Source organism: Serratia sp. SM04 (assembly GCF_040280225.1).
In the GTDB taxonomy this organism is placed as follows: Bacteria; Pseudomonadota; Gammaproteobacteria; order Enterobacterales; family Enterobacteriaceae; genus Serratia; species Serratia sarumanii.
The window spans coordinates 205733-224627 of sequence record NZ_JBEOQT010000003.1; the positions used below are offsets into that span (position 1 = coordinate 205733).

Genomic DNA, 18895 nt, shown 5'->3' on the forward strand with positions numbered 1-18895 from the left:
CTTTTTACAAAAAAGGCCAAATTAGCCAAGCAAGCCGCGCACAAATGCAATAAACTAAATGTATCTTTTCGTAACTTTGTTGCGTTTCTCCCGTGCCGCGATGCATAGCCAGAAGGAGTATGGATGCATAATTCAACACCGCTCATTACCACCATCGTCGGAGGGTTAGTACTCGCCTTCCTCCTCGGCATGCTGGCGAACCGCCTGCGCATCTCCCCTCTGGTGGGGTATCTGGCCGCAGGCGTGCTCGCCGGCCCGTTCACCCCCGGTTTCGTCGCCGATACCTCATTGGCGCCGGAACTGGCGGAAATCGGCGTTATCCTGTTGATGTTCGGTGTTGGCCTGCACTTCTCTTTGAAAGACCTCCTCGCAGTAAAATCTATCGCCATTCCCGGCGCCGTAGCGCAAATAGCCGTCGCCACCCTGCTCGGCATGGGGCTGTCCAAGCTGCTCGGCTGGGATCTGATCTCCGGCCTGGTATTCGGCCTCTGCCTCTCCACCGCCAGCACCGTGGTGCTGCTGCGCGCGCTGGAGGAGCGGCAGCTGATCGACAGCCAGCGCGGGCAAATCGCCATCGGCTGGCTGATCGTCGAAGATTTGGCGATGGTGCTGACGCTGGTATTGCTGCCGGCCTTCGGCAACATGCTGGGCAACGACAACGCCAGCAGCAGCCAGCTGCTGATGGAGCTGGCGCTGACCATCGGTAAGGTCATCGCCTTTATCGCACTGATGATCGTGGTCGGCCGCCGCCTGGTGCCGTGGATCCTGTCAAAAACCGCCAGCACCGGCTCGCGCGAGCTGTTCACCCTGGCGGTATTGGCGCTGGCGCTCGGCATCGCCTACGGCGCGGTGAAGCTGTTCGACGTCTCCTTCGCGCTGGGCGCTTTCTTCGCCGGCATGGTGCTGAACGAGTCCGAACTGAGCCACCGCGCGGCGCACGACACCCTGCCGCTGCGCGACGCATTCGCAGTGCTGTTCTTCGTCTCGGTCGGCATGCTGTTCGATCCGATGATCGTGATTAACGAACCGCTGGCGGTGCTGGCGACGCTGGCGATCATCGTGTTCGGCAAATCCGCCGCCGCGTTCCTGCTGGTGAAAATGTTCGGTCACTCCAAGCGCACCGCGCTGACCATTTCCGCCAGCCTGGCGCAAATCGGCGAGTTCGCCTTTATTCTGGCGGGCCTCGGCATTGCGCTCGGCATGATGTCGGAACACGGCCGCAATCTGGTACTGGCCGGCGCCATTCTGTCCATCATGCTCAATCCGCTGTTGTTCACCCTGCTGGAACGCTATCTGGCCAAGACCGAAACCATCGAAGACCAAATCCTCGAAGAGGCGGTGGAAGAAGAGAAGCAAATCCCGGTGGATATGTGCAATCACGCGCTGGTGGTCGGCTATGGCCGCGTCGGCAGCCTGCTGGGCGGCAAACTGGCCGAAGCGGGCATCCCGCTGGTGGTGATCGAGAACTCCCGCCCGCGGGTGGAAGCGCTGCGCGAACAGGGCATCAAGACGGTGCTGGGCAATGCCGCCAATCCGGAAGTGATGGATCTGGCGCGGCTCGACTGCGCGCGCTGGCTGCTGCTGACCATCCCCAACGGCTATGAGGCCGGCGAGATCGTCGCCTCGGCGCGCGCCAAGCGGCCGAATATCGAGATCATCGCCCGCGCCCACTACGACGACGAGGTGGCCTACATCACCGATCGCGGCGCCAACCAGGTGGTGATGGGCGAACGGGAGATCGCCAACAGCATGCTGAACATCCTGCATCTGGACACCCTGAGCGAAGAAGAAAAAATGGGCGGCTGCCCTATCTGAAGCGCCACGCGCGCAAAAAAGGTCCGGCATGCCGGACCTTTTCTTTTTCAGCGGGTTAACGCTCCCAGTAAGACTCTTCCAGGCTGTCTTCCCGCTCCGGCAGGCCGCGAGTGAGGCGCGGCGAATGCTGGTTCAACACCTGGTAGCTGACGCGGTTGGCGTATTTGCACACCTGCGCCAGGGAGGAGTAAGTCAGGTAGCTGCGCACGTGCTTGCTGGAGTTCGGCACGTTGTGGCGGTGATAGCCGTTGGCGGCGATATCGTGCAGCAACGCCGACAGCGCGCCGTCGCCGGCGCCGTTGGTGTTCATGATCTTCTCCGGCCCGCCCATATACGGCGCGATGTGCGAATAAACGCGCAGCGGATTTTCACAGTGTTCGCGGCGCATGGCGCGGCTGAATTCGTAGCGGTTGAACTCGGCGATATGCCCCGGCAGCAGCGGGTGCTGGGTCTGGCGCTTGTTGGCCTCTTCGGTGTAGCCCGCCATATACAGGCCGTTCGGCCCGGCGGTGCACAGCACCAGATCCACCCACTCCAGCGCCATGTCCGAGGCGGTCAGCGGATCGCTCAGCCCGGTCAGCTCCAGCGCTTCGTCTTCGTTCATCGCCAGAATCGTCACGTTTTCCTTCAGGAAGTCGCGCCACCACTGTGGGTTGTCGGCAATGACGTACTTGGTGCCCAGCGTCAACACCACCGGCACGTCGTGCTTTTTGGCGTATTCGATCGCCTGCAGGGTGGCGGCCTTCATCGGCTCGCCTTCCTTACAGCGCACCAGATAAGAGCTCAGCACCAGCGCCGACGCGCCGGCGATCACTTCTTCAGGAATGCTTTCCGGGCGCAGCTGGTTCATTTGGCCCGGGTTGATGGCGAAGGTGCGCTCGCCGCTTTCGCCAATCAGCGTGAAACAGCGGCCGATGGCGCCGTCTACGCCCTGCAGATAGTTGAGATCGGTACGGCTGGAGGTATTGCACAGGTAACGGTAGGCGTAGCTGCCGATTTTCACGTTGCTGCACATCACGCCGAGCAGCACCGAGCGATCGTCCGCCAGCACCGAATAGTTGTGCATGGTATTGCCGATGGTGCCGCCGGCGAACTGATGGGTAACCAGGTTGTTTTCATTCAGTTCCTGATACAGCGCCTCGGCGACGTCGTCTTCGATCACCAGAGAGTGGCCCAGGCTCAGGCCGTAGCGCTGGACAAAAGCGTCGTCCACCTTCGCCTCGATATCCACCAGCGTCTGGTCGATGCCGACGATATACGAGGTGCTGATTTCACTTTCGGGCTGGGCCTGCTGCAGAAGCGGATCGCGGGCGCTCACCGGGAAATAGTGTTTGGACTTGCGTTTACCAGGAAATTTCATGTGATTGGCGGTGGTGGCGGTTTAACAAGCGGAGAATGTTAACACATTCCCGCCCGATCACGATGATTCTAATATACAGATTATTGATGATTAGAGGCGCTGCGCCACCAGCTGCTGCATCATATCGATATGCGCCGGCTCGTCGTTCAACGCAGAGATATACTCAAACTTCTCGCCGCCGGCCTTGAGGAAGATCTCGCGGTTCTGCTCCTTGATCTCTTCCAGCGTTTCCAGGCAGTCCGCCGAGAAACCCGGGCAAATCAGCTGAATGTGCTTCACGCCCTGCGCCGGCAGCCCCTTCAGGGTCTCATCGGTGTACGGCGTCAGCCACGGCTCGCGGCCGAAGCGCGATTGGTACGTCATCATCACTCGCTCCGGCGCCAGCGGCAGCGTGGCGCTCAGCGCTCGCAGCGTATCCTCGCAGCGCTGCGGGTAGTCGTCGCCCAGGCGCGCATAGCGTTTTGGGATGCCGTGGAACGACAGCACCAACCGATCCGGCTGGCCATGCTCGGCGAACGAGCGCTCCACGCTTTGCTGCAGCGCGGCGATGTAGGCCGGGTGTTCGGCGTAATCGCGGATGAAGGCCACAGAAGGCAAGCGGCGATAGCCTTTCAGCACCCGCGCTACGCCATCCCATACCGCCGCGCTGGTGGAACAGGAATATTGCGGATAGAGCGGCAGCACCACCAGGTTGGTCACGCCCTGCGCCAGCAGCTTGTCGATGGCTTCCGCCAGGCTCGGCGAGCCGTAGCTCATGCCCAGCTCCACCGGCGTATTCGGCATGCGCGCCGCCAGCGCCCGCTGTTGGCGGCGGCTGTACACCAGCAGCGGCGAGCCTTCTTCCATCCACACCGACTGATAGAGCTTCGCCACGCGCGGCGAACGGATCGGCAAGATCGCGCCGTTGAGGATCGGCCACCAGATCAGCGGCGCCGTGTCGACCACGCGATCGTCACTGAGGAATTCCTTCAGATAGCGTTTGACCGCCGACGAGGTCGGCGCATCTGGCGTGCCCAGGTTCACCAGCAATACGCCGTGTTTCTCTTGCTTCATCTCAGTTCCCCTCATTTCCTTTCCGGCCGGCATTCCGTTCTGGGTCGGGATGTCAGCAGCCATTAATGCCGGCTATTGTAACGGAAAAGTCGTGCATCGAAACCGATAACAGCAACAGGCTATGCCTGTGGGCCTCCCCCTTGCGCCAGTCGCCACACCGCCGCCACGTTGCGCGCCGTCACCTGCAGATTGCGATCGGCGCCCGCCAGCGCTTCTTCCAGCGTCACGATGCCATCGAGCACCGAAAACGCCGCGTCGATGCCGTGTTGATGCACCACCTGGTAATCCGGCGTCAGGCTGCCGGCGATGGCGATCACCGGCACGCCGTGGCGCTTGGCCACCCGCGCCACGCCGATCGGCGTTTTGCCGTGGATCGACTGGCTGTCCAGCCGGCCTTCCCCGGTGATCACCAGATCGGCATCGCGCACCGCCTCATCCAGGCGCAGGGTTTCGGTGACGATCTCGATGCCCGGCCGCAAACGCGCGTTGAGCATGCCGAGCAGCGCCGCACCCATGCCGCCCGCCGCGCCCGCCCCTGGCTGGGTGAGCACCGCGCGGCCGGTTTCCCGTTCCAGCAGCTCGCCATAGTGATGCAGCGCCGCATCGAGCTGCGCCACCATCTCCGGCGTCGCTCCCTTCTGCGGCCCGAACACCGCCGAGGCGCCCTTTTCGCCGCACAGCGGGTTATCGACGTCGCAGGCGGCGGTCACGCTCACCCGTTGCCAACGCGCATCCAGCCCGGTGAGATCGAGATGCGCCAGCTGCGCCAGCGCCGCTCCGCCCGCCGGCAGCGGCCGGCGTGCCTTATCCAGCAACTTCACGCCCAGCGCCTGCATCATCCCGGCGCCGCCGTCGTTGGTGGCGCTGCCGCCGATGCCGAGAATGACCGCCTTCACGCCGCGTTCCAACGCCGCCAGCATCAGTTCGCCGGTGCCGTAACTGGTGGTGATGCGCGGATCGCGCCGGCCGGGCGGCGCCAGGTGCAGCCCTGAGGCGGCGGCCATTTCAATCACCGCGGTTTCGCCGTCGCCCAGCAGGCCATAGAACCCCTGCACCGGCTCCCCCAGCGGCCCGGTGACCGTCACCTGGACGATTTCACCGCCGGTGGCCGCCACCATCGACTCCACCGTGCCTTCGCCGCCGTCCGCCATCGGCAGCTTCACGTAGTGCGCCTGCGGGTAAATTTGGCGGAACCCCCGCTCGATGGCGTCGGCGACGCCGAGCGCGCTCAGGCTCTCTTTGAAAGAATCCGGGGCAATAACCACTTTTTTCAGCGTTTTCATCACTGTTCCTTATCCCGCCAGGTTAAATACGCCAAACATCAGCGCCGAGATTGCCGCAATGGTGAACCCCACCAGCGTTTCGTACGGCAGCAGCTTCAGCCGCTCGTGCACCGCCATATTGACGCTGCCGCCGGTGGCGTGGAAGAAGCTGCCGTGCGGCAGGTGATCCAGCACCGTGGCGCCCGCATGGATCATCGCTGCGCCGGCCAGCCCGCTCACGCCCAGCTCAAGCAGCGTGGAGCTGAACACCCCGGAAGCCACGGCGGTGCCGGCGGTGGTCGACGCGGTCGCCATCGACATCAGCGCGCCGGACAGCGGCGCCAGCAGCCAGGCCGGCAGCCCGGTGTGCGTTAAGCCGTTAATCAAGACATCCTTCAGCGCCGAGTTGGCGATAATGCCCGCCAGCGTGCCGGTGCCGAGCAGCATGATCGCCACCGGCGCCATGCGCGACAGGCCGGAGACCATAAACTGATTGCACTGGCGGATGCGCCCCATCAGCAGCGCGCCCGCCAAGCCGCCGGCCGGCAGCGCGATCAGCGGATCGACGGCGATGCCGGCGATCGGCCGCAGCGACAGCAGCAGGATCGCCACCAGCGGCGCGCTGATCGCCGCAGCGAAGCCCGGCCGCGCCCCTTCGGTATGCTGAGTCAGCTCTTCGGCCATCACTTTGCTGCCTTTATCGCTCAGGCGACGCGCCAGCAGATAGGCCACCACCAGGCCGCACAGCCCCGGCACGATGCCGGCCATCATTACCGAGGTGAGCGGCACGTGGAAATTGTCCGCCGCCGCGATGGTGTTCGGGTTGGGCGACATCACGTTGCCGGCCTTGCCGCCGCCGATCATCGCCAGCAGGATCGCCGCGCGCGAAATGCCGGCCTTTTGGGCTATCGACAGCGCGATCGGTGCGACGGTGATCACCGCCACGTCGATAAATACCCCCACCGCCGTCAGGATCAGTGTAGCCACCGCCAGCGCCAGCAGCGCGCGGGTTTCGCCCACCTTGCGCACGATGGTTTCGGCGATGGTGTGTGCCGCGCCGGATTCGATCAGCACCCCGGCCAGCACCCCCGCCGCCAGGATGCGCATCACGGCGTTGGTGATGCCCTGCGCCCCGCCGATCATCAGCGTTACGGTCTGCACCAGGTCGGCGCCGCCGCACAGCCCGCCCGCCAGCGCGCCGGCGATCATGCCGTAAGCCGGCGGCACCTTGCGTAGAATCAGGACGATGGCGACGGCTAACGCCACCAGCGCCCCCAGAGTGGATACGGTTGTCATTGTTGTTTTCTCCGTGGTTGATGTGCAGGCCAACATATCCCGCGCGCCCGGCGTTGGCCTGAGGGGAAACAACAAAAAATCGCCGGGGGAACGGCGTGGAATTTGTGGGTTGGCACAACTCAGTCGTGCATCAGCATGCCGATATATAACCGCAGAGCGTCGGTTAATTGGTTGATTTTCATGCCGGTTATCGCTTCGATACGCTGCAGGCGATAGCGCAGGGTATTGACGTGGATATGCAGCTGCGCGGCGGTCTGCGTCTGATCACAATTCTGCGAAAAATAGTGGCGCAGCGTGCCGCGCAGCACGCCTTTTTCGTCCTGTTCGCCCAGCGTCCGCCAGGGGCGACCCAGCTCCTGCGCGCGCCAATCCTCCCCCAGATCGCACAACAGCGAGGGCAGCGGGTAGTCGTGGTAGAACAGCGTGGCGTGACGCAGTTTCAGGCGCTGCGCCATCGCCTGAGTGGCGCGCGCCGTCAGGCTGGAACGATAGGCGCTTTGCGGATCGTCATAAAAACCGCCGACGATCAGCCGCACCCGGAAGCGGTGTTTGAGTTGGTTTTGCAAACGCTGGGCCTGTTGGCGCTCCAGCTTCAGGCTCCATTCGCCCTGCACCATGCAGGCCGGGCGCAGCAGGGTCATTTCATTGAAGCCGGTAATGGCGATCAACGCGTCGCGCTGGGTGGCCTCCAGCTCCGCCAGCAGCTCGCGCAGCAGGTGCGGCTGCGCCTCTTGCAGCTCGACGATCCACACGATGCGCGCCTGGCGCAGATCCAATCCCAAATACGCCGCCATCGCCGCCAGCGACGCGGTGTTCGGCTGGGGCTGCAGCAGCTGATTCGCCAGCTCTTCCCGGTAGCGTTTTTCCCACTGGTGCTGATCCAGCAGCGCCGCCTGCTCCACCATCATCTCCGCCGCCATCTTCACCAGCTCGGCGTAGGCGCGCACCTCGGCCGGTTCGCCGGAGATGCCGATCACCCCCACTCGCTGGTTGCGAAAGCTGAACGGCAGGTTGATGCCGGGCCGCACGCCCTTCAGATGTTCGGCGGTGGCGCGGTCGATTTCCACCACCCGGTTCTCCGCCAGCGCCAGCACGGCGCCTTCATGGCGCTGGAACAGGCGCTGCGAGTTGCCGGAGGCGATAATCACGCCGTTGCTGTCCATCACGTTGACGGAATGGCTGATGATGCCCATCGCCCGCTGGACGATCTGGCGCGCGGTGGCTTCCGCCAGAAGATTGGTTTGTCTGAGCATGCCCGCTCCCTGCTGAGGGTGAAAACGCAGGCTTGTTATACGCTATTTGGCGCGGGCGATTAACGGGCACGGCCGCAACAAGCCGCCGCGATCACAATTTGGCGGGAAAACGGCAAAAAAAACGCCGGGCCACAGGCCCGGCGTCATGCACAACGTGCTTGCGATCAACCGAGGATGGTCGCCAGCTCTGCGCTCACTTCGGCCACCTTGCGGGTGCCGTCGATTTTGCGGTATTGGGTGTTGCCCGCCGCCGCTTCTTTGCTGTAGTAAGAGATCAGCGGCGCGGTCATCTGATGGTATTCCACCAGGCGCTTGCGCACGGTCTCTTCCTGATCGTCCTTGCGCGTGGTCAGCTCTTCGCCGGTCACGTCGTCTTTGCCTTCCACCTGCGGCGGGTTGAACTTCACGTGGTATACGCGGCCGGACGGCGCGTGCACGCGGCGGCCAACGATGCGGTCAACGATCAGCTCGTCCGGCACGTCGAACTCCAGCACGAAGTCCACGTTGATGCCGGCTTCTTTCATCGCGTCAGCCTGCGGAATGGTGCGTGGGAAACCGTCCAGCAGGAAGCCCTTGCGGCAATCTTCCTGAGCGATGCGCTCTTTGACCAGCGCGATCACCAGCTCATCGGTCACCAGCTTGCCGGCGTCCATGATCTCTTTCGCCTGCTTGCCCAGTTCACTGCCGGCCTTCACGGCTGCGCGCAACATATCACCGGTGGAGATTTGCGGAATGCCGTATTTCTCCATGATGAATTGAGCCTGAGTACCTTTACCAGCGCCCGGAGCGCCCAGCAGAATGATACGCATTGCGTAAATCCCCTTGCTATGTAGTTTTTATAAAATTGCGAAAACGCTCAACGATACCATTTCAGGGGGGGCAGGCTCAAGGCGCGCGAAGGAAATCGATTGCGGAATGTGCAAAAAAACGGACGAACAAAAAGCGAGAAAAGGCGGGGAAAAATCGGCAATGCGCCCCTAACGGTGCCGTTAAGGGCGCATATTTTCAGTTTCAGGCGGACAGCAACTTGTTCATGCGACGGATGAACAGGTTCGGATCCTCCAGCGTGCCGCGTTCAGCCAGCAGCGCCTGATCCAATAACAGGTCGATCCATTCGGCGAAATGTTCGTTATCGCCCACATCGGATGCGCGTTTGACCAGAGCATGCTCCGGATTAAGCTCGAAAATGTACTTCACTTCCGGCGCCTGCTGGCCGGCGGCGGCGAACAGCTTGGCCATCTGGGTGCTCATTTCGTCGGCGTCGGTCACCACGATCGCCGGCGTATCGGTCAGGCGGTGCGTCAGGCGCACATCCTTCACCCGCTCGCCCAGCAGGGTTTTCACGCGTTCGATGAACGGCTCCAGCTGCTTCTCGGCGGCCTTCTGCTCTTCGGTTTCATCCGCCAGTTTGTCCAGCGTTTCATCCGCTTTGCTAACCGACTGGAACGGCTTGCCGTCGAATTCGGTCAGATAGCTCATCATCCACTCGTCGATGCGATCGGACAGCAACAGCACTTCGATGCCTTTCTTACGGAACAGCTCCAGGTGCGGGCTGCTCTTGGCGGCGGCGTAGCTGTCGGCGGTGATGTAGTAAATCTTCTCCTGCCCTTCCGCCATGCGGCCGACGTACTCTTCCAGCGACACGGTCTGCGCCGAGCTGTCGCCGTGGGTGGAGGCAAAGCGCAGCAGCTTGGCGATCGCTTCCTGGTTGCCGTGGTCTTCCGCCGGGCCCTCTTTCAGCACCAGACCGAACTGCTGCCAGAATTTCTGGTAGCCTTCGGCGTCATCTTTGGCCAGCTTATCCAGCATCTGCAGCACGCGCTTGGTCAGCGCGCCGCGCAGGTTTTGCGTCACGCGGCTGTCTTGCAGGATCTCGCGCGACACGTTCAGCGGCAGATCGTTGGAGTCGATCAGGCCGCGCACGAAGCGCAGGTAGTTCGGCATGAACTGCTCGGCGTCGTCCATGATGAACACGCGCTGCACGTACAGCTTCAGACCATGCTTGTGATCGCGGTTCCACATGTCCCACGGCGCCTGCGCCGGGATATACAGCAGGCTGGTGTACTCCTGCTTGCCTTCTACCCGGTTGTGGCTCCAGCTCAGCGGATCGGTGAAGTCGTGGGCGATGTGCTTGTAGAACTCTTTGTACTCTTCGTCGGTCACGTCAGCCTTGCTGCGGGTCCACAGGGCCTGCGCCTTGTTGATCTTCTCCCAGGTGACGGTGTCGTCTTCTTCATTTTTGCTTTCGATCTCTACCGGCAAGGCGATGTGATCGGAATATTTGCCGATCACCGAGCGCAGGCGCCAGGCGTCGAGGTATTCATCTTCGCCTTCGCGCAGATGCAGGGTGATTTCGGTGCCGCGGGTCTCTTTGGTGATGTCGGCGATGGTGTAGTCGCCTTCGCCGGCGGACTCCCAGAACACGCCTTCGTCATCGGCGGCGCCGGCGGCGCGGGTGCGCACGGTCACTTTGTCCGCCACGATGAACGCCGAGTAGAAACCGACGCCGAACTGGCCGATCAGCTGGCTGTCTTTCGCCTGGTCGGAACCGATGGATTCCAGGAACGCTTTGGTGCCGGACTTGGCGATGGTGCCGAGGTTTTCGATCACTTCTTCGCGGCGCATGCCGATGCCGTTGTCGGCGATGGTCAGGGTGCGCTGCTCTTTATCGAAGGACAAGCGGACGCGCAGCTCGCCGTCGCCGGCGTACAGCTCTGGCGCGGACAGGGCGCGGAAGCGCAGCTTGTCAGCGGCGTCAGAGGCGTTGGAAATCAGCTCGCGCAGGAAAATTTCTTTGTTGGAGTACAGCGAATGGATCATCAAATGAAGCAGCTGTTTTACTTCAGACTGGAACCCGCGGGTTTCTTGACCTTTCATACTCATTGATTACCTCAAAAGACAATGGCTACCAAAATCGAACAATGAGGATCAGATGAGGGTCAGGGTCTTGTTTTTCAAGCGGACGGCGGGAAATTTTTGGCAAAAAAACGACGGGGCCGAACGGCCCCATCCGGGAAAACATCAGAACTTGATGGCGTGGCGCCCGGCCAGCGAATGCGACAGCGTGGTGCCGTCGACCATCTCCAGCTCGCCGCCCACCGGCACGCCGTGGGCGATGCGGCTGGCGAGCACGCCATACTGGCCGCACATCTCGGCGATGTAGTTGGCGGTCGCTTCCCCTTCCACCGTCGGGTTGGTGGCGAGGATCACTTCGGTGATGCTCTCCTTTTCCAGCCGTTGCTCCAGGCGATCCAGACCGATATCGCCCGGCCCGATGCCGTCCAGCGGCGACAGATGCCCCATTAGCACAAAGTAGCGCCCGGCGAACTGGCCGGTCTGCTCGATGGCATGGATATCCGCCGGGCTTTCCACCACGCAAATCTGGCCGTTTTGCTGACGGCGCGGATTGGCGCAGATGGTGCAGACGTCCTGCTCGGTGAAGGTACGGCAGTCGGCGCAGTGGCCGATTTCCGACATCGCGCGCGTCAACGCCTGCGCCAGGCGCATGCCGCCGCTGCGATCGCGCTGCAGCAGCTGAAACGCCATGCGCTGCGCCGATTTCGGGCCGACGCCCGGCAGGCAGCGCAGCGCCTCCATCAGGGATTCAAGGAGCGGGCTGGTTTGCATCAGAACGGCATCTTGAAGCCAGGCGGCAACTGCATGCCGCTGGAGACGGAGGCCATCTTCTCTTTCTGGGTCTCTTCGATGCGGCGCGCGGCGTCGTTGAACGCGGCGGCGATCAGATCTTCCAGCATCTCTTTGTCGTCTTCCATCAGGCTAGGATCGATCTCCACGCGGCGGCAGTTGTGCGCGCCGTTGATGGTGACCTTCACCAGGCCCGCGCCAGACTCGCCGGTCACTTCCAATTTGGCGACTTCTTCCTGCATCTGCTGCATTTTTTCTTGCATTTGCTGGGCTTGCTTCATCAGGTTGCCCAGACCGCCTTTACCAAACATAGTCGTCTCTCGTCGCTAGGGCCGCGCACCTCGCGCGGCGTTTAAAGGGGGCGAATACTCTCTTCATCCAGATCCGCGTCGAAGAACCGGCACAGCGTCTGAATATGGGTATCCGCAACGATGGACTGGCGCGCCTGCGCCAGCTTTTCTTCATAGATGGCTTGTCGCCATTCCAGCGGGGTGCGCTCCGCCGGATTATCGTCCTCTATCACGGTCAGCTCGATCGGGCTGCCGTACAGCTCGCCGAGCGCTTCGGCCAGCGTCTTCTGCGCCGAAGGCGAATTCAGATGACGCTGCGAAGACCGCAGATGGAGGCAAATCTTGCCCGCTTCCGGCTGCTGCTTGAAGGCGTTCAACGCCAGCTGCTGCACCAGTTTCGGGATCTTCAGCCTGTCGATTTCCGCCGCCCAGGCGTCGCGCTCCAGCGACTCCACCACCAGCTTGGCGGCCAGCTCCGGCGTTTTCTCGTGCTCCAACGCCGTGCGCAACGCTTTCGGCGTCGCCAGCGGTTCCGGCGCCGCTTCCGGCTCGGTCTGCGCGCGCCAGCGATAGGCTTCCGGCTTGGCCGGTTTTTCCGGCACCTTCTTCTCCGCCAGACGCTGCTGGCTACGCTCGGTCACGGAAGCCAAACGCCCCAGCGCCGAGTTTGCCGGCCGCGCTATTCCTGGCGCCGCCGGCTCATTCTTTTTTGGTGTGGATGCTCCCTGCTGCCGCTGCAGCTGGGACCGCGCTTTCAACAGCTGGGCGGTGGCATCCGGTAATGGGGTCGATGATTGCCGCGACGGCGCGGCCGGCTGCCCTAGCGGCGGCGCGTCCTGAAACTGCGGCGGCTGTTGCGATGCGGCGGCCTGCGGCTGCGCCATCGGCGCCGGCGCGGTCTGCACCAACGCCACCGGCTCCGGGATCACCGCTTTCGGGTGAAACGCCAGCGCGCGCAGCAGGGTCATCTCAACCCCCATGCGGCGATCCGGCGCATAGGCCAGCTCTTTGCGGCCGACCAACAGCGTCTGGTAGTAAAGTTGCACATCGGCCGGCGGCAGGGTGCGCGCCAGCTCGCGCAGCCGTTGTTCCACGGCGGCGTACTGATTGTCGAGCATCGAAGGCAGCAGCTGCACCATCGCAATGCGGTGCAGCAGCGCCAGCGTCTCCACCAGCAGGTTTTCCCAGTCCACGCCGCGCGAAGCGGCCTGTGCGACCTGAGCCATCACCTTTTCGCCGTCGGCGCTGACCAGCGCTTCGAGGATCGCCAGCGGCTGTTCGTCATCGAGCGTGCCGAGCATCTGGCTGACGGTGGCGGCGGTCACCTGCCCCTGCCCCATGGCGATCGCCTGATCGGTCAGGCTCAGCGCATCGCGCATGCTGCCGTCGGCGGCGCGCGCCAGCAGCTGCAGCGCGCGGGCGTCGCTGGTGATCTGCTCCGCCGTCAGCACCGTTTCCAGCTGCTGGCGGATCTGATCGACGTCCAGCGCCTTGAGGTGGAATTGCAGACAGCGCGAGAGAATGGTCACCGGCAGCTTTTGCGGATCGGTCGTGGCCAACAGGAATTTGACGTGCGGCGGCGGCTCTTCCAGCGTCTTGAGCAACGCGTTGAAGCTGTGGCGCGAGAGCATGTGCACTTCATCGATCAGGTAGACCTTGAAGCGGCCGCGCGCCGGCGCGTACTGAACGTTGTCCAGCAGATCGCGGGTATCTTCAACCTTGGTTCGGGAAGCGGCGTCGATCTCGATCAGATCGACGAAGCGCCCCTGCTCGATCTCGCGGCAGTTGTCGCATTGGCCGCACGGCGTGGCGGTGATGCCGGTTTCACAGTTCAGGCCTTTGGCCAGCAGGCGCGCGATGGTGGTTTTCCCCACGCCGCGCGTGCCCGAGAACAGATAGGCGTGATGGATCCGCCCCAGCGAGAGGCCGTTGGCCAGCGCGGTCAGGACATGTTCCTGGCCGACCACGTCTGCGAACGTTTGAGGGCGCCACTTACGGGCGAGAACCTGATAGCTCATTAATACCGGAGAAGTCGAGGAATCTGGAGGGTCATGCTAACACAGCCCCGCGGCGATCCGCGAGGCCGTTGTGCCCAAGGGGCGATGCCGCATCAATGGCCGGCGAAGTCCACCAGGCAGTAGCAGTCGATGCCCAGCTTGTTCAGACGCGCTTCCCCGCCCAGATCCGGCAGGTTGATGATGAATGCGGCGTCGTTCACTTCACCGCCCAGGCGGCGGATCAGTTTGGTGGTCGCTTCGATGGTGCCGCCGGTCGCCAGCAGATCGTCCACCACCAGCACTTTGTCACCCGCGGTGATGGCGTCGGTGTGGATCTCCAGCTTGTCGGTGCCGTACTCCAGCTCATAGCTTTCGCTGAGCGTGGCGCGCGGCAGTTTGCCCGGTTTGCGCACCGGCACGAAACCGACGCCCAACGCCAGCGCGACGGGCGCGCCGAACAGGAAACCACGCGCTTCGGTACCCACCACCTTGGTCACGCCCGCTTCGCGATAGCGCTCAACCAGCAGCTCGATGCTGGCGGCGTAGGCCAACGGGTTTTCCAGCAGGCTGGTCACGTCGCGGAACAGGATGCCCGGCTTCGGATAATCCGGGATGGTTTTGATACTGTCTTTAATAAACTGAAGCTGCTGCGCAGTAGCGGTCATAATTGTTGCCTGATAAAACTGCCTGAAAACCGGCGCGCCGCTCACCCGCCGCCGCCGGGTGAAACACACCGGAGATGAAATGGCAGGCGATCCGCGCACGAAAACGCCCAAATCTATGCAAACCGGCGGACAAATGCAACTCTCCCCTGCATCTTTCAACCCGCAGCGTTGTTGACTGCACGCATTCCCCCCGGTCACTTACCTAAGTAAGCTCCCGGGGATGCCTGCGTTTGTCGCCTGGCTGCGGCTTGAAAGCTATTGGGGAGTTTAAGGGACAATCAGCGCTGTTTTTGTTGCGGCAGGTCAATAACCGGCAGGCGCAGCATAAAGGTCAGCAAAATGACCAGCATCAGCAGCAACAGCCCGCGCACCCACCAGATTTTCACCAGCCACAGCGAACAGGCGAAGGTGAGCACGATCACCAGCACCGCCTTCCACTTCGCTCCCGGCGGCAGCGCGCGATGCTGTTGCCAGTGGCGCAGGTAGGGGCCGAACCAGGAGCGGTGCAGCAGCCAGTGATGAAAGCGCGGCGAAGAGCGGGCGAAACACCAGGCGGCCAACAGCAGAAACGGCGTGGTCGGCAACAGCGGCAGCACCACGCCCAACGTCGCCAGCACCACCGCCAGCCAGCCCAAAATGATCAATAACCCACGCGTCATGCGGCTCTTCGCTCCTCAATCGGTTGCCGCCTACTGTAGCATCGGCGCCGCGCCGGCGGAATATGCGTGCGGCGCTTGTTTCACGGCAGGATCGCGGGCAAGCTTACGCCTGTTGAAATCAAGAGGGAGCTTATGTGAGCACTCAGCGTCTATTACAGGTGTTGGCACAGCAGATCGCGGCGCTGGCGGCCGAAGTGACCCCGCGCGGCGACGCCCCGATCCCGCAGGCGCGCTTCGACGCCGCCCTGTTCGCCAACCGCGGTACGCGGCTGCGCGACTACCTGGCCGAGGTGGAGAAGAATTTCGCCCAGCTGCAAAGCGCCGCCAACGACAGCCGCACCAGCCAGGTGGCCTTTCTGGCCGAAAAACTGGTGGCTCAGATCGCCGCCCTGCAGCGCGAGCTGGCCACCCAGGCGCTGCGGCGCAAGAACCAGCCGAAAGAAGCCCCTGAGGCCGATCTGTACCACAAGCTGGCCGAGCATCAGGACTACGAACGCCGGCTGATCGCCATGATTCAGGATCGGGAAAGCCTGCTTGGCCGTCAGACCACGCTGGCGGCGCAGCAAAAGCTGCAGCACGAGCTGGCGGCGCTGGAGGGGCGCCTGATGCGCTGCCGCCAGGCGCTGGCGCGCATCGAGCGCAATATCGAGCGCAAAGAAAACGGTTTTTGAAGATTTATCACAATATTTTAATGATTATTCCCGGTTGCGCGCCGGGTTCACTATACTCTGCCGGTACGCGAGTTATTCATTCCATTAATTAAGCGCAGGTGCTATGTCTCTGGAAAACGCCTCACCCGAACTGCAGCTGGCGGTAGACTTGATTTACCTGCTGGAATGCAACGAGATCGATCCGGCCACCGCGCTGGCGGCGCTGGATATCGTCAAACGGGATTATCAGGAAAAACTGCAGCGCGCCGGCGTCACCTCTCCCTATCTGCCTGCCGGACAGTAATCCGGGACAGCGCCGCTGTCCCTTTCGTCTTTCAACGCTCATCAGCCCGCCGTCTGGCCGCCTTCGTCCGGCGAGCTGAGCGCGCAAATAAACAAGGAAAAAAAAGCGTGTCGCGGCGGCGATGCATCGACAAACGTGAGCGGCGCCAGAGAAGGCAGAATCAGTCAGCGCTGCATGATTTAGCTTCGGATCGGTTAAGAAGCCTGAAGATTGTCACGGCCGCCGGCGGGCAACGAACAACAAAAGCGTTGCAGCTGATGGCCCATTGCAGCGGAATCAGAAAGTCAGCACTTTTTCCGCCGCCAGCGTCCACTGCGCCAGCTCGACCAACGTACCGATCGCCACGCCGTCCGCCAGCGGCAAGCGGCTGACGCCGCGCGCGTCGGCACAGGTCTTGCACAGTTTGACCGGCACCTGCTGCGCGGTGAGGATCTCCAGCATCTGCTGCAGGTGGTATCCCTCGTGCGGCTGCTGCCCCGCCAGCCCGGCCACCACCGCATCGGACATCAGAAACAGCCGCAGGTCGAGACTGCTCTGCTGCTCTTTCATGGCGATGGCCAACCGCAGCGCATTGAACAAGGATTCATGACCATAGGCGGCGCCATTGGCGATGAGAACGATGGATGACATGAAATCTCTCCTTATAAAGGAAGGCGGTCGGCGTCAGGCGCCGCCGCGTCGGGTTTGAGGCGCAAGGTGGGGCAAAACTGCAGCATTTCCAAAAACGCGTCCACCAGCGCTTCGGCTTCGGCCCGCAGATCGAAACTTTCCGGCATAAACAGCCAGTTTTCCATCAGGCCGGTGATATAACCGCGCAGGATGATCGCCGCGCGGCGGGTATGTAAATCGGCGGGTAATTGCCCGTGGTGAATGCAGTTATACAGCACCGCTTCAATACGTTCGTAGCCGGCGAGGTACAGCACCTTGCGCGAATCCAGCAGCGGCATCATTTCACCGACAAACTCGCATTTGTGGAATATAATTTCCATCAACGCCCGCCTACGGCCGTCTTCAACCGTAGACGTCAGAATGTAAATCAGAATTTCTCGGATAACCCGCAGTGGATTATCGGGAAACTTTGCCTGATACTCTGTTTCGAGCTGGTCAATTTTCGGCTCGGTAGATTCCCAAACTTCATTAAACAGGTCTACCTTATTCTTGAAGTGCCAGTAAATGGCTCCACGCGTAACCCCGGCAGCGGTGGCAATATCTGTCAGTGACGTTGCAGCAACGCCACGTTCAGAGAACTCTCTCACCGCAGCATCAAGGATTTGCTGTCGGGTTTCTTGCGCCTGCTGTTTGGTTTTTCGTGCCATGGCATTGTTATTTAGGGGGAGTGTGATTTACATACATTCGCGAATGTATGTACCATAGCACGCACATATAATTAACGCAGCAATGGGTTTTAAAGCTTGTGATCCATTGATCATTTTGAAATCGGACACTTGAGGTTTTTCTATGAACAAAAACAGAGGGTTAACGCCTCTGGCGGCCGTTCTGATGCTTTCAGGCAGCTTAGTGCTAACAGGATGTAACGATAAAGAAACCCAACAGCAAGGCGCCCAACAACAGGCGCCTGAAGTGGGCGTAGTCACCTTGAAGGCCGAGCCTCTCAACATCACTACCGATCTTCCTGGCCGCACCGCTGCGTATCGTATCGCCGAAGTTCGCCCTCAGGTCAGCGGCATCATCCTGAAGCGCAACTTCGTTGAAGGCAGCGATATCAAGGCCGGGACGTCTCTGTACCAAATCGATCCCGCAACCTATCAAGCCAGCTACGACAGCGCGAAAGGCGATTTGGCCAAAGCACAGGCCAGCGCTTCCATCGCACGCGTGACGGTAAACCGCTACAAGCCATTGCTGGGTACCAGCTACATCAGCAAGCAGGACTACGACAACGCCGTCTCCACCCTGCAGCAGGCGGATGCCGCCGTGGTGGCCGCCAAGGCCGCCGTGGAAACCGCGCGCATCAACCTGGCGTACACCAAGGTGACCTCCCCGATCTCCGGCCGCATCGGCAAGTCCGCCGTGACCGAAGGCGCGCTGGTCAGCAACGGCCAGGCAACCGCCCTGTCCACCGTGCAGCAGTTGGATCCGATGTATGTCGACGTCACCCAGTCGAGCACCGACTTCCTGCGCCTGAAGCAAGAGTTGGCCAGCGGCGCGCTGAAGCAGGAAAACGGCAAGGCTAAAGTGAAACTGCTGCTGGAAAACGGCACCGAATACGCGCAGGAAGGCACGCTGGAATTCTCCGACGTCACCGTCGACGAGACCACCGGCTCCATCACCATTCGCGCCCTGTTCCCTAACCCGAACGATACGCTGCTGCCGGGCATGTTCGTGCGCGCCCGTCTGGACGAAGGCGTGCGCAGCGATGCGCTGCTGGTGCCTCAGCAAGGCGTCACCCGCAACCCGCGCGGCGAAGCGACGGCGTTGGTGGTAGGGGCAGACGACAAAGTTGAGCTGCGCACGCTGAAGGCGGACCAGGCGATTGGCGACAAATGGCTGGTTACCGATGGCCTGAAAGCCGGCGATCGCGTGATCGTCTCCGGCCTGATGAAAGTGCATCCGGGCGCGCAGGTAAAAGTGCAGGAAGTTGACACTCAGGCGCAAAAACAGCCGCAGTCTGAAGCGCAGAAGTCATAA

The 18895-nt window shown here is 62.0% G+C and carries 18 protein-coding genes and 1 other annotated feature; of the genes, 4 read left to right on the forward strand and 14 right to left on the reverse strand.

What is annotated here, in order from left to right; translation table 11 throughout:
• The first annotated feature begins 123 nt into the window (after positions 1-123).
• Positions 124-1815 (forward strand): YbaL family putative K(+) efflux transporter, encoded by a 1692-nt coding sequence (ybaL, locus tag ABTW55_RS06625; RefSeq protein ID WP_060420347.1) that lies wholly within the window; start codon positions 124-126, stop codon positions 1813-1815.
• A 55-nt stretch (positions 1816-1870) separates the two neighbouring features.
• Here ybaL and ABTW55_RS06630 read toward each other — a convergent pair whose 3' ends face one another.
• The 12 genes from ABTW55_RS06630 to ABTW55_RS06685 form a co-directional block, all read right to left on the reverse strand.
• A complete protein-coding gene (locus ABTW55_RS06630; protein WP_033647265.1) occupies positions 1871-3175 on the reverse strand; it encodes an inosine/guanosine kinase in 1305 nt (434 codons plus the stop codon).
• 90 nt (positions 3176-3265) lie between these two features.
• Positions 3266-4228: a ferrochelatase gene (hemH, locus tag ABTW55_RS06635; RefSeq protein ID WP_004940253.1), complete on the reverse strand. Its 963-nt coding sequence runs from the start codon at positions 4226-4228 to the stop codon at positions 3266-3268.
• A 119-nt stretch (positions 4229-4347) separates the two neighbouring features.
• Positions 4348-5511 carry a glycerate kinase gene (locus ABTW55_RS06640; protein WP_060420349.1) on the reverse strand — a complete coding sequence of 388 codons (1164 nt, stop codon included), beginning with the start codon at positions 5509-5511 and terminating at the stop codon, positions 4348-4350.
• A gap of 9 nt (positions 5512-5520) precedes the next feature.
• Positions 5521-6786 carry a GntP family permease gene (locus tag ABTW55_RS06645; RefSeq protein WP_060420351.1) on the reverse strand — a complete coding sequence of 422 codons (1266 nt, stop codon included), beginning with the start codon at positions 6784-6786 and terminating at the stop codon, positions 5521-5523.
• 119 nt (positions 6787-6905) lie between these two features.
• Positions 6906-8039 (reverse strand): sugar diacid recognition domain-containing protein, encoded by a 1134-nt coding sequence (locus ABTW55_RS06650; protein ID WP_033647267.1) that lies wholly within the window; start codon positions 8037-8039, stop codon positions 6906-6908.
• A 164-nt stretch (positions 8040-8203) separates the two neighbouring features.
• Positions 8204-8848 (reverse strand): adenylate kinase, encoded by a 645-nt coding sequence (gene adk, locus ABTW55_RS06655; RefSeq protein ID WP_004940261.1) that lies wholly within the window; start codon positions 8846-8848, stop codon positions 8204-8206.
• A gap of 202 nt (positions 8849-9050) precedes the next feature.
• Positions 9051-10916 carry a molecular chaperone HtpG gene (gene htpG / locus ABTW55_RS06660; protein WP_033637352.1) on the reverse strand — a complete coding sequence of 622 codons (1866 nt, stop codon included), beginning with the start codon at positions 10914-10916 and terminating at the stop codon, positions 9051-9053.
• 144 nt (positions 10917-11060) lie between these two features.
• Positions 11061-11666 carry a recombination mediator RecR gene (gene recR, locus ABTW55_RS06665; protein WP_004940263.1) on the reverse strand — a complete coding sequence of 202 codons (606 nt, stop codon included), beginning with the start codon at positions 11664-11666 and terminating at the stop codon, positions 11061-11063.
• Positions 11666-11995: a YbaB/EbfC family nucleoid-associated protein gene (locus ABTW55_RS06670; RefSeq protein ID WP_004940264.1), complete on the reverse strand. Its 330-nt coding sequence runs from the start codon at positions 11993-11995 to the stop codon at positions 11666-11668. Before ABTW55_RS06670 ends, recR begins: the two co-directional genes overlap by 1 nt.
• Positions 11996-12036: 41 nt before the next feature.
• The gene (gene dnaX, locus ABTW55_RS06675) at positions 12037-13992 is read right to left on the reverse strand and encodes a DNA polymerase III subunit gamma/tau (protein WP_060420353.1); all 1956 of its coding nucleotides are present in this window, start codon (positions 13990-13992) and stop codon (positions 12037-12039) included.
• Positions 12640-12704, reverse strand: a sequence feature (DnaX frameshifting element). (Overlaps the previous gene by 65 nt.)
• A 92-nt stretch (positions 13993-14084) precedes the next feature.
• Entirely contained in the window at positions 14085-14636 is a 552-nt protein-coding gene (gene apt, locus ABTW55_RS06680) for an adenine phosphoribosyltransferase (RefSeq protein ID WP_015376864.1), read from the reverse strand.
• Between the two features lie 278 nt (positions 14637-14914).
• Positions 14915-15295 (reverse strand): DUF454 family protein, encoded by a 381-nt coding sequence (locus tag ABTW55_RS06685; protein WP_041033683.1) that lies wholly within the window; start codon positions 15293-15295, stop codon positions 14915-14917.
• Positions 15296-15429: 134 nt separating this feature from the next.
• Between ABTW55_RS06685 and priC the strand changes: the two genes are divergently transcribed.
• Together priC and rsmS are read left to right on the forward strand one after the other, a co-directional pair.
• Positions 15430-15966 carry a primosomal replication protein PriC gene (gene priC / locus ABTW55_RS06690; protein ID WP_033637350.1) on the forward strand — a complete coding sequence of 179 codons (537 nt, stop codon included), beginning with the start codon at positions 15430-15432 and terminating at the stop codon, positions 15964-15966.
• Between the two features lie 103 nt (positions 15967-16069).
• Entirely contained in the window at positions 16070-16249 is a 180-nt protein-coding gene (gene rsmS, locus ABTW55_RS06695) for a pleiotropic regulatory protein RsmS (RefSeq protein WP_016928837.1), read from the forward strand.
• Positions 16250-16525: 276 nt separating this feature from the next.
• Here the strand turns inward: rsmS and ABTW55_RS06700 are convergent, their stop codons facing one another.
• Together ABTW55_RS06700 and acrR are read right to left on the reverse strand one after the other, a co-directional pair.
• Positions 16526-16879, reverse strand: a complete 354-nt coding sequence (locus ABTW55_RS06700; RefSeq protein ID WP_033647269.1) for a DsrE/DsrF/TusD sulfur relay family protein — start codon at positions 16877-16879, stop codon at positions 16526-16528.
• 11 nt (positions 16880-16890) lie between these two features.
• Positions 16891-17565: a multidrug efflux transporter transcriptional repressor AcrR gene (gene acrR / locus ABTW55_RS06705; RefSeq protein ID WP_033647271.1), complete on the reverse strand. Its 675-nt coding sequence runs from the start codon at positions 17563-17565 to the stop codon at positions 16891-16893.
• 142 nt (positions 17566-17707) lie between these two features.
• On the opposite strand from acrR, the gene sdeX reads away from it, so the two are divergent.
• Entirely contained in the window at positions 17708-18895 is a 1188-nt protein-coding gene (sdeX, locus tag ABTW55_RS06710) for a multidrug efflux RND transporter periplasmic adaptor subunit SdeX (RefSeq protein WP_033637347.1), read from the forward strand.

Bases quoted from the DNA above. Each gene is read 5' to 3' on its own strand.
- ybaL (WP_060420347.1), top strand. From the start codon at position 124: ATGCATAATTCAACACCGCTCATTACCACCATCGTCGGAGGGTTAGTA.
- ABTW55_RS06630 (WP_033647265.1), bottom strand. From the start codon at position 3,175: ATGAAATTTCCTGGTAAACGCAAGTCCAAACACTATTTCCCGGTGAGC.
- hemH (WP_004940253.1), bottom strand. From the start codon at position 4,228: ATGAAGCAAGAGAAACACGGCGTATTGCTGGTGAACCTGGGCACGCCA.
- ABTW55_RS06640 (WP_060420349.1), bottom strand. From the start codon at position 5,511: ATGAAAACGCTGAAAAAAGTGGTTATTGCCCCGGATTCTTTCAAAGAG.
- ABTW55_RS06645 (WP_060420351.1), bottom strand. From the start codon at position 6,786: ATGACAACCGTATCCACTCTGGGGGCGCTGGTGGCGTTAGCCGTCGCC.
- ABTW55_RS06650 (WP_033647267.1), bottom strand. From the start codon at position 8,039: ATGCTCAGACAAACCAATCTTCTGGCGGAAGCCACCGCGCGCCAGATC.
- adk (WP_004940261.1), bottom strand. From the start codon at position 8,848: ATGCGTATCATTCTGCTGGGCGCTCCGGGCGCTGGTAAAGGTACTCAG.
- htpG (WP_033637352.1), bottom strand. From the start codon at position 10,916: ATGAAAGGTCAAGAAACCCGCGGGTTCCAGTCTGAAGTAAAACAGCTG.
- recR (WP_004940263.1), bottom strand. From the start codon at position 11,666: ATGCAAACCAGCCCGCTCCTTGAATCCCTGATGGAGGCGCTGCGCTGC.
- ABTW55_RS06670 (WP_004940264.1), bottom strand. From the start codon at position 11,995: ATGTTTGGTAAAGGCGGTCTGGGCAACCTGATGAAGCAAGCCCAGCAA.
- dnaX (WP_060420353.1), bottom strand. From the start codon at position 13,992: ATGAGCTATCAGGTTCTCGCCCGTAAGTGGCGCCCTCAAACGTTCGCA.
- apt (WP_015376864.1), bottom strand. From the start codon at position 14,636: ATGACCGCTACTGCGCAGCAGCTTCAGTTTATTAAAGACAGTATCAAA.
- ABTW55_RS06685 (WP_041033683.1), bottom strand. From the start codon at position 15,295: ATGACGCGTGGGTTATTGATCATTTTGGGCTGGCTGGCGGTGGTGCTG.
- rsmS (WP_016928837.1), top strand. From the start codon at position 16,070: ATGTCTCTGGAAAACGCCTCACCCGAACTGCAGCTGGCGGTAGACTTG.
- ABTW55_RS06700 (WP_033647269.1), bottom strand. From the start codon at position 16,879: ATGTCATCCATCGTTCTCATCGCCAATGGCGCCGCCTATGGTCATGAA.
- acrR (WP_033647271.1), bottom strand. From the start codon at position 17,565: ATGGCACGAAAAACCAAACAGCAGGCGCAAGAAACCCGACAGCAAATC.
- sdeX (WP_033637347.1), top strand. From the start codon at position 17,708: ATGAACAAAAACAGAGGGTTAACGCCTCTGGCGGCCGTTCTGATGCTT.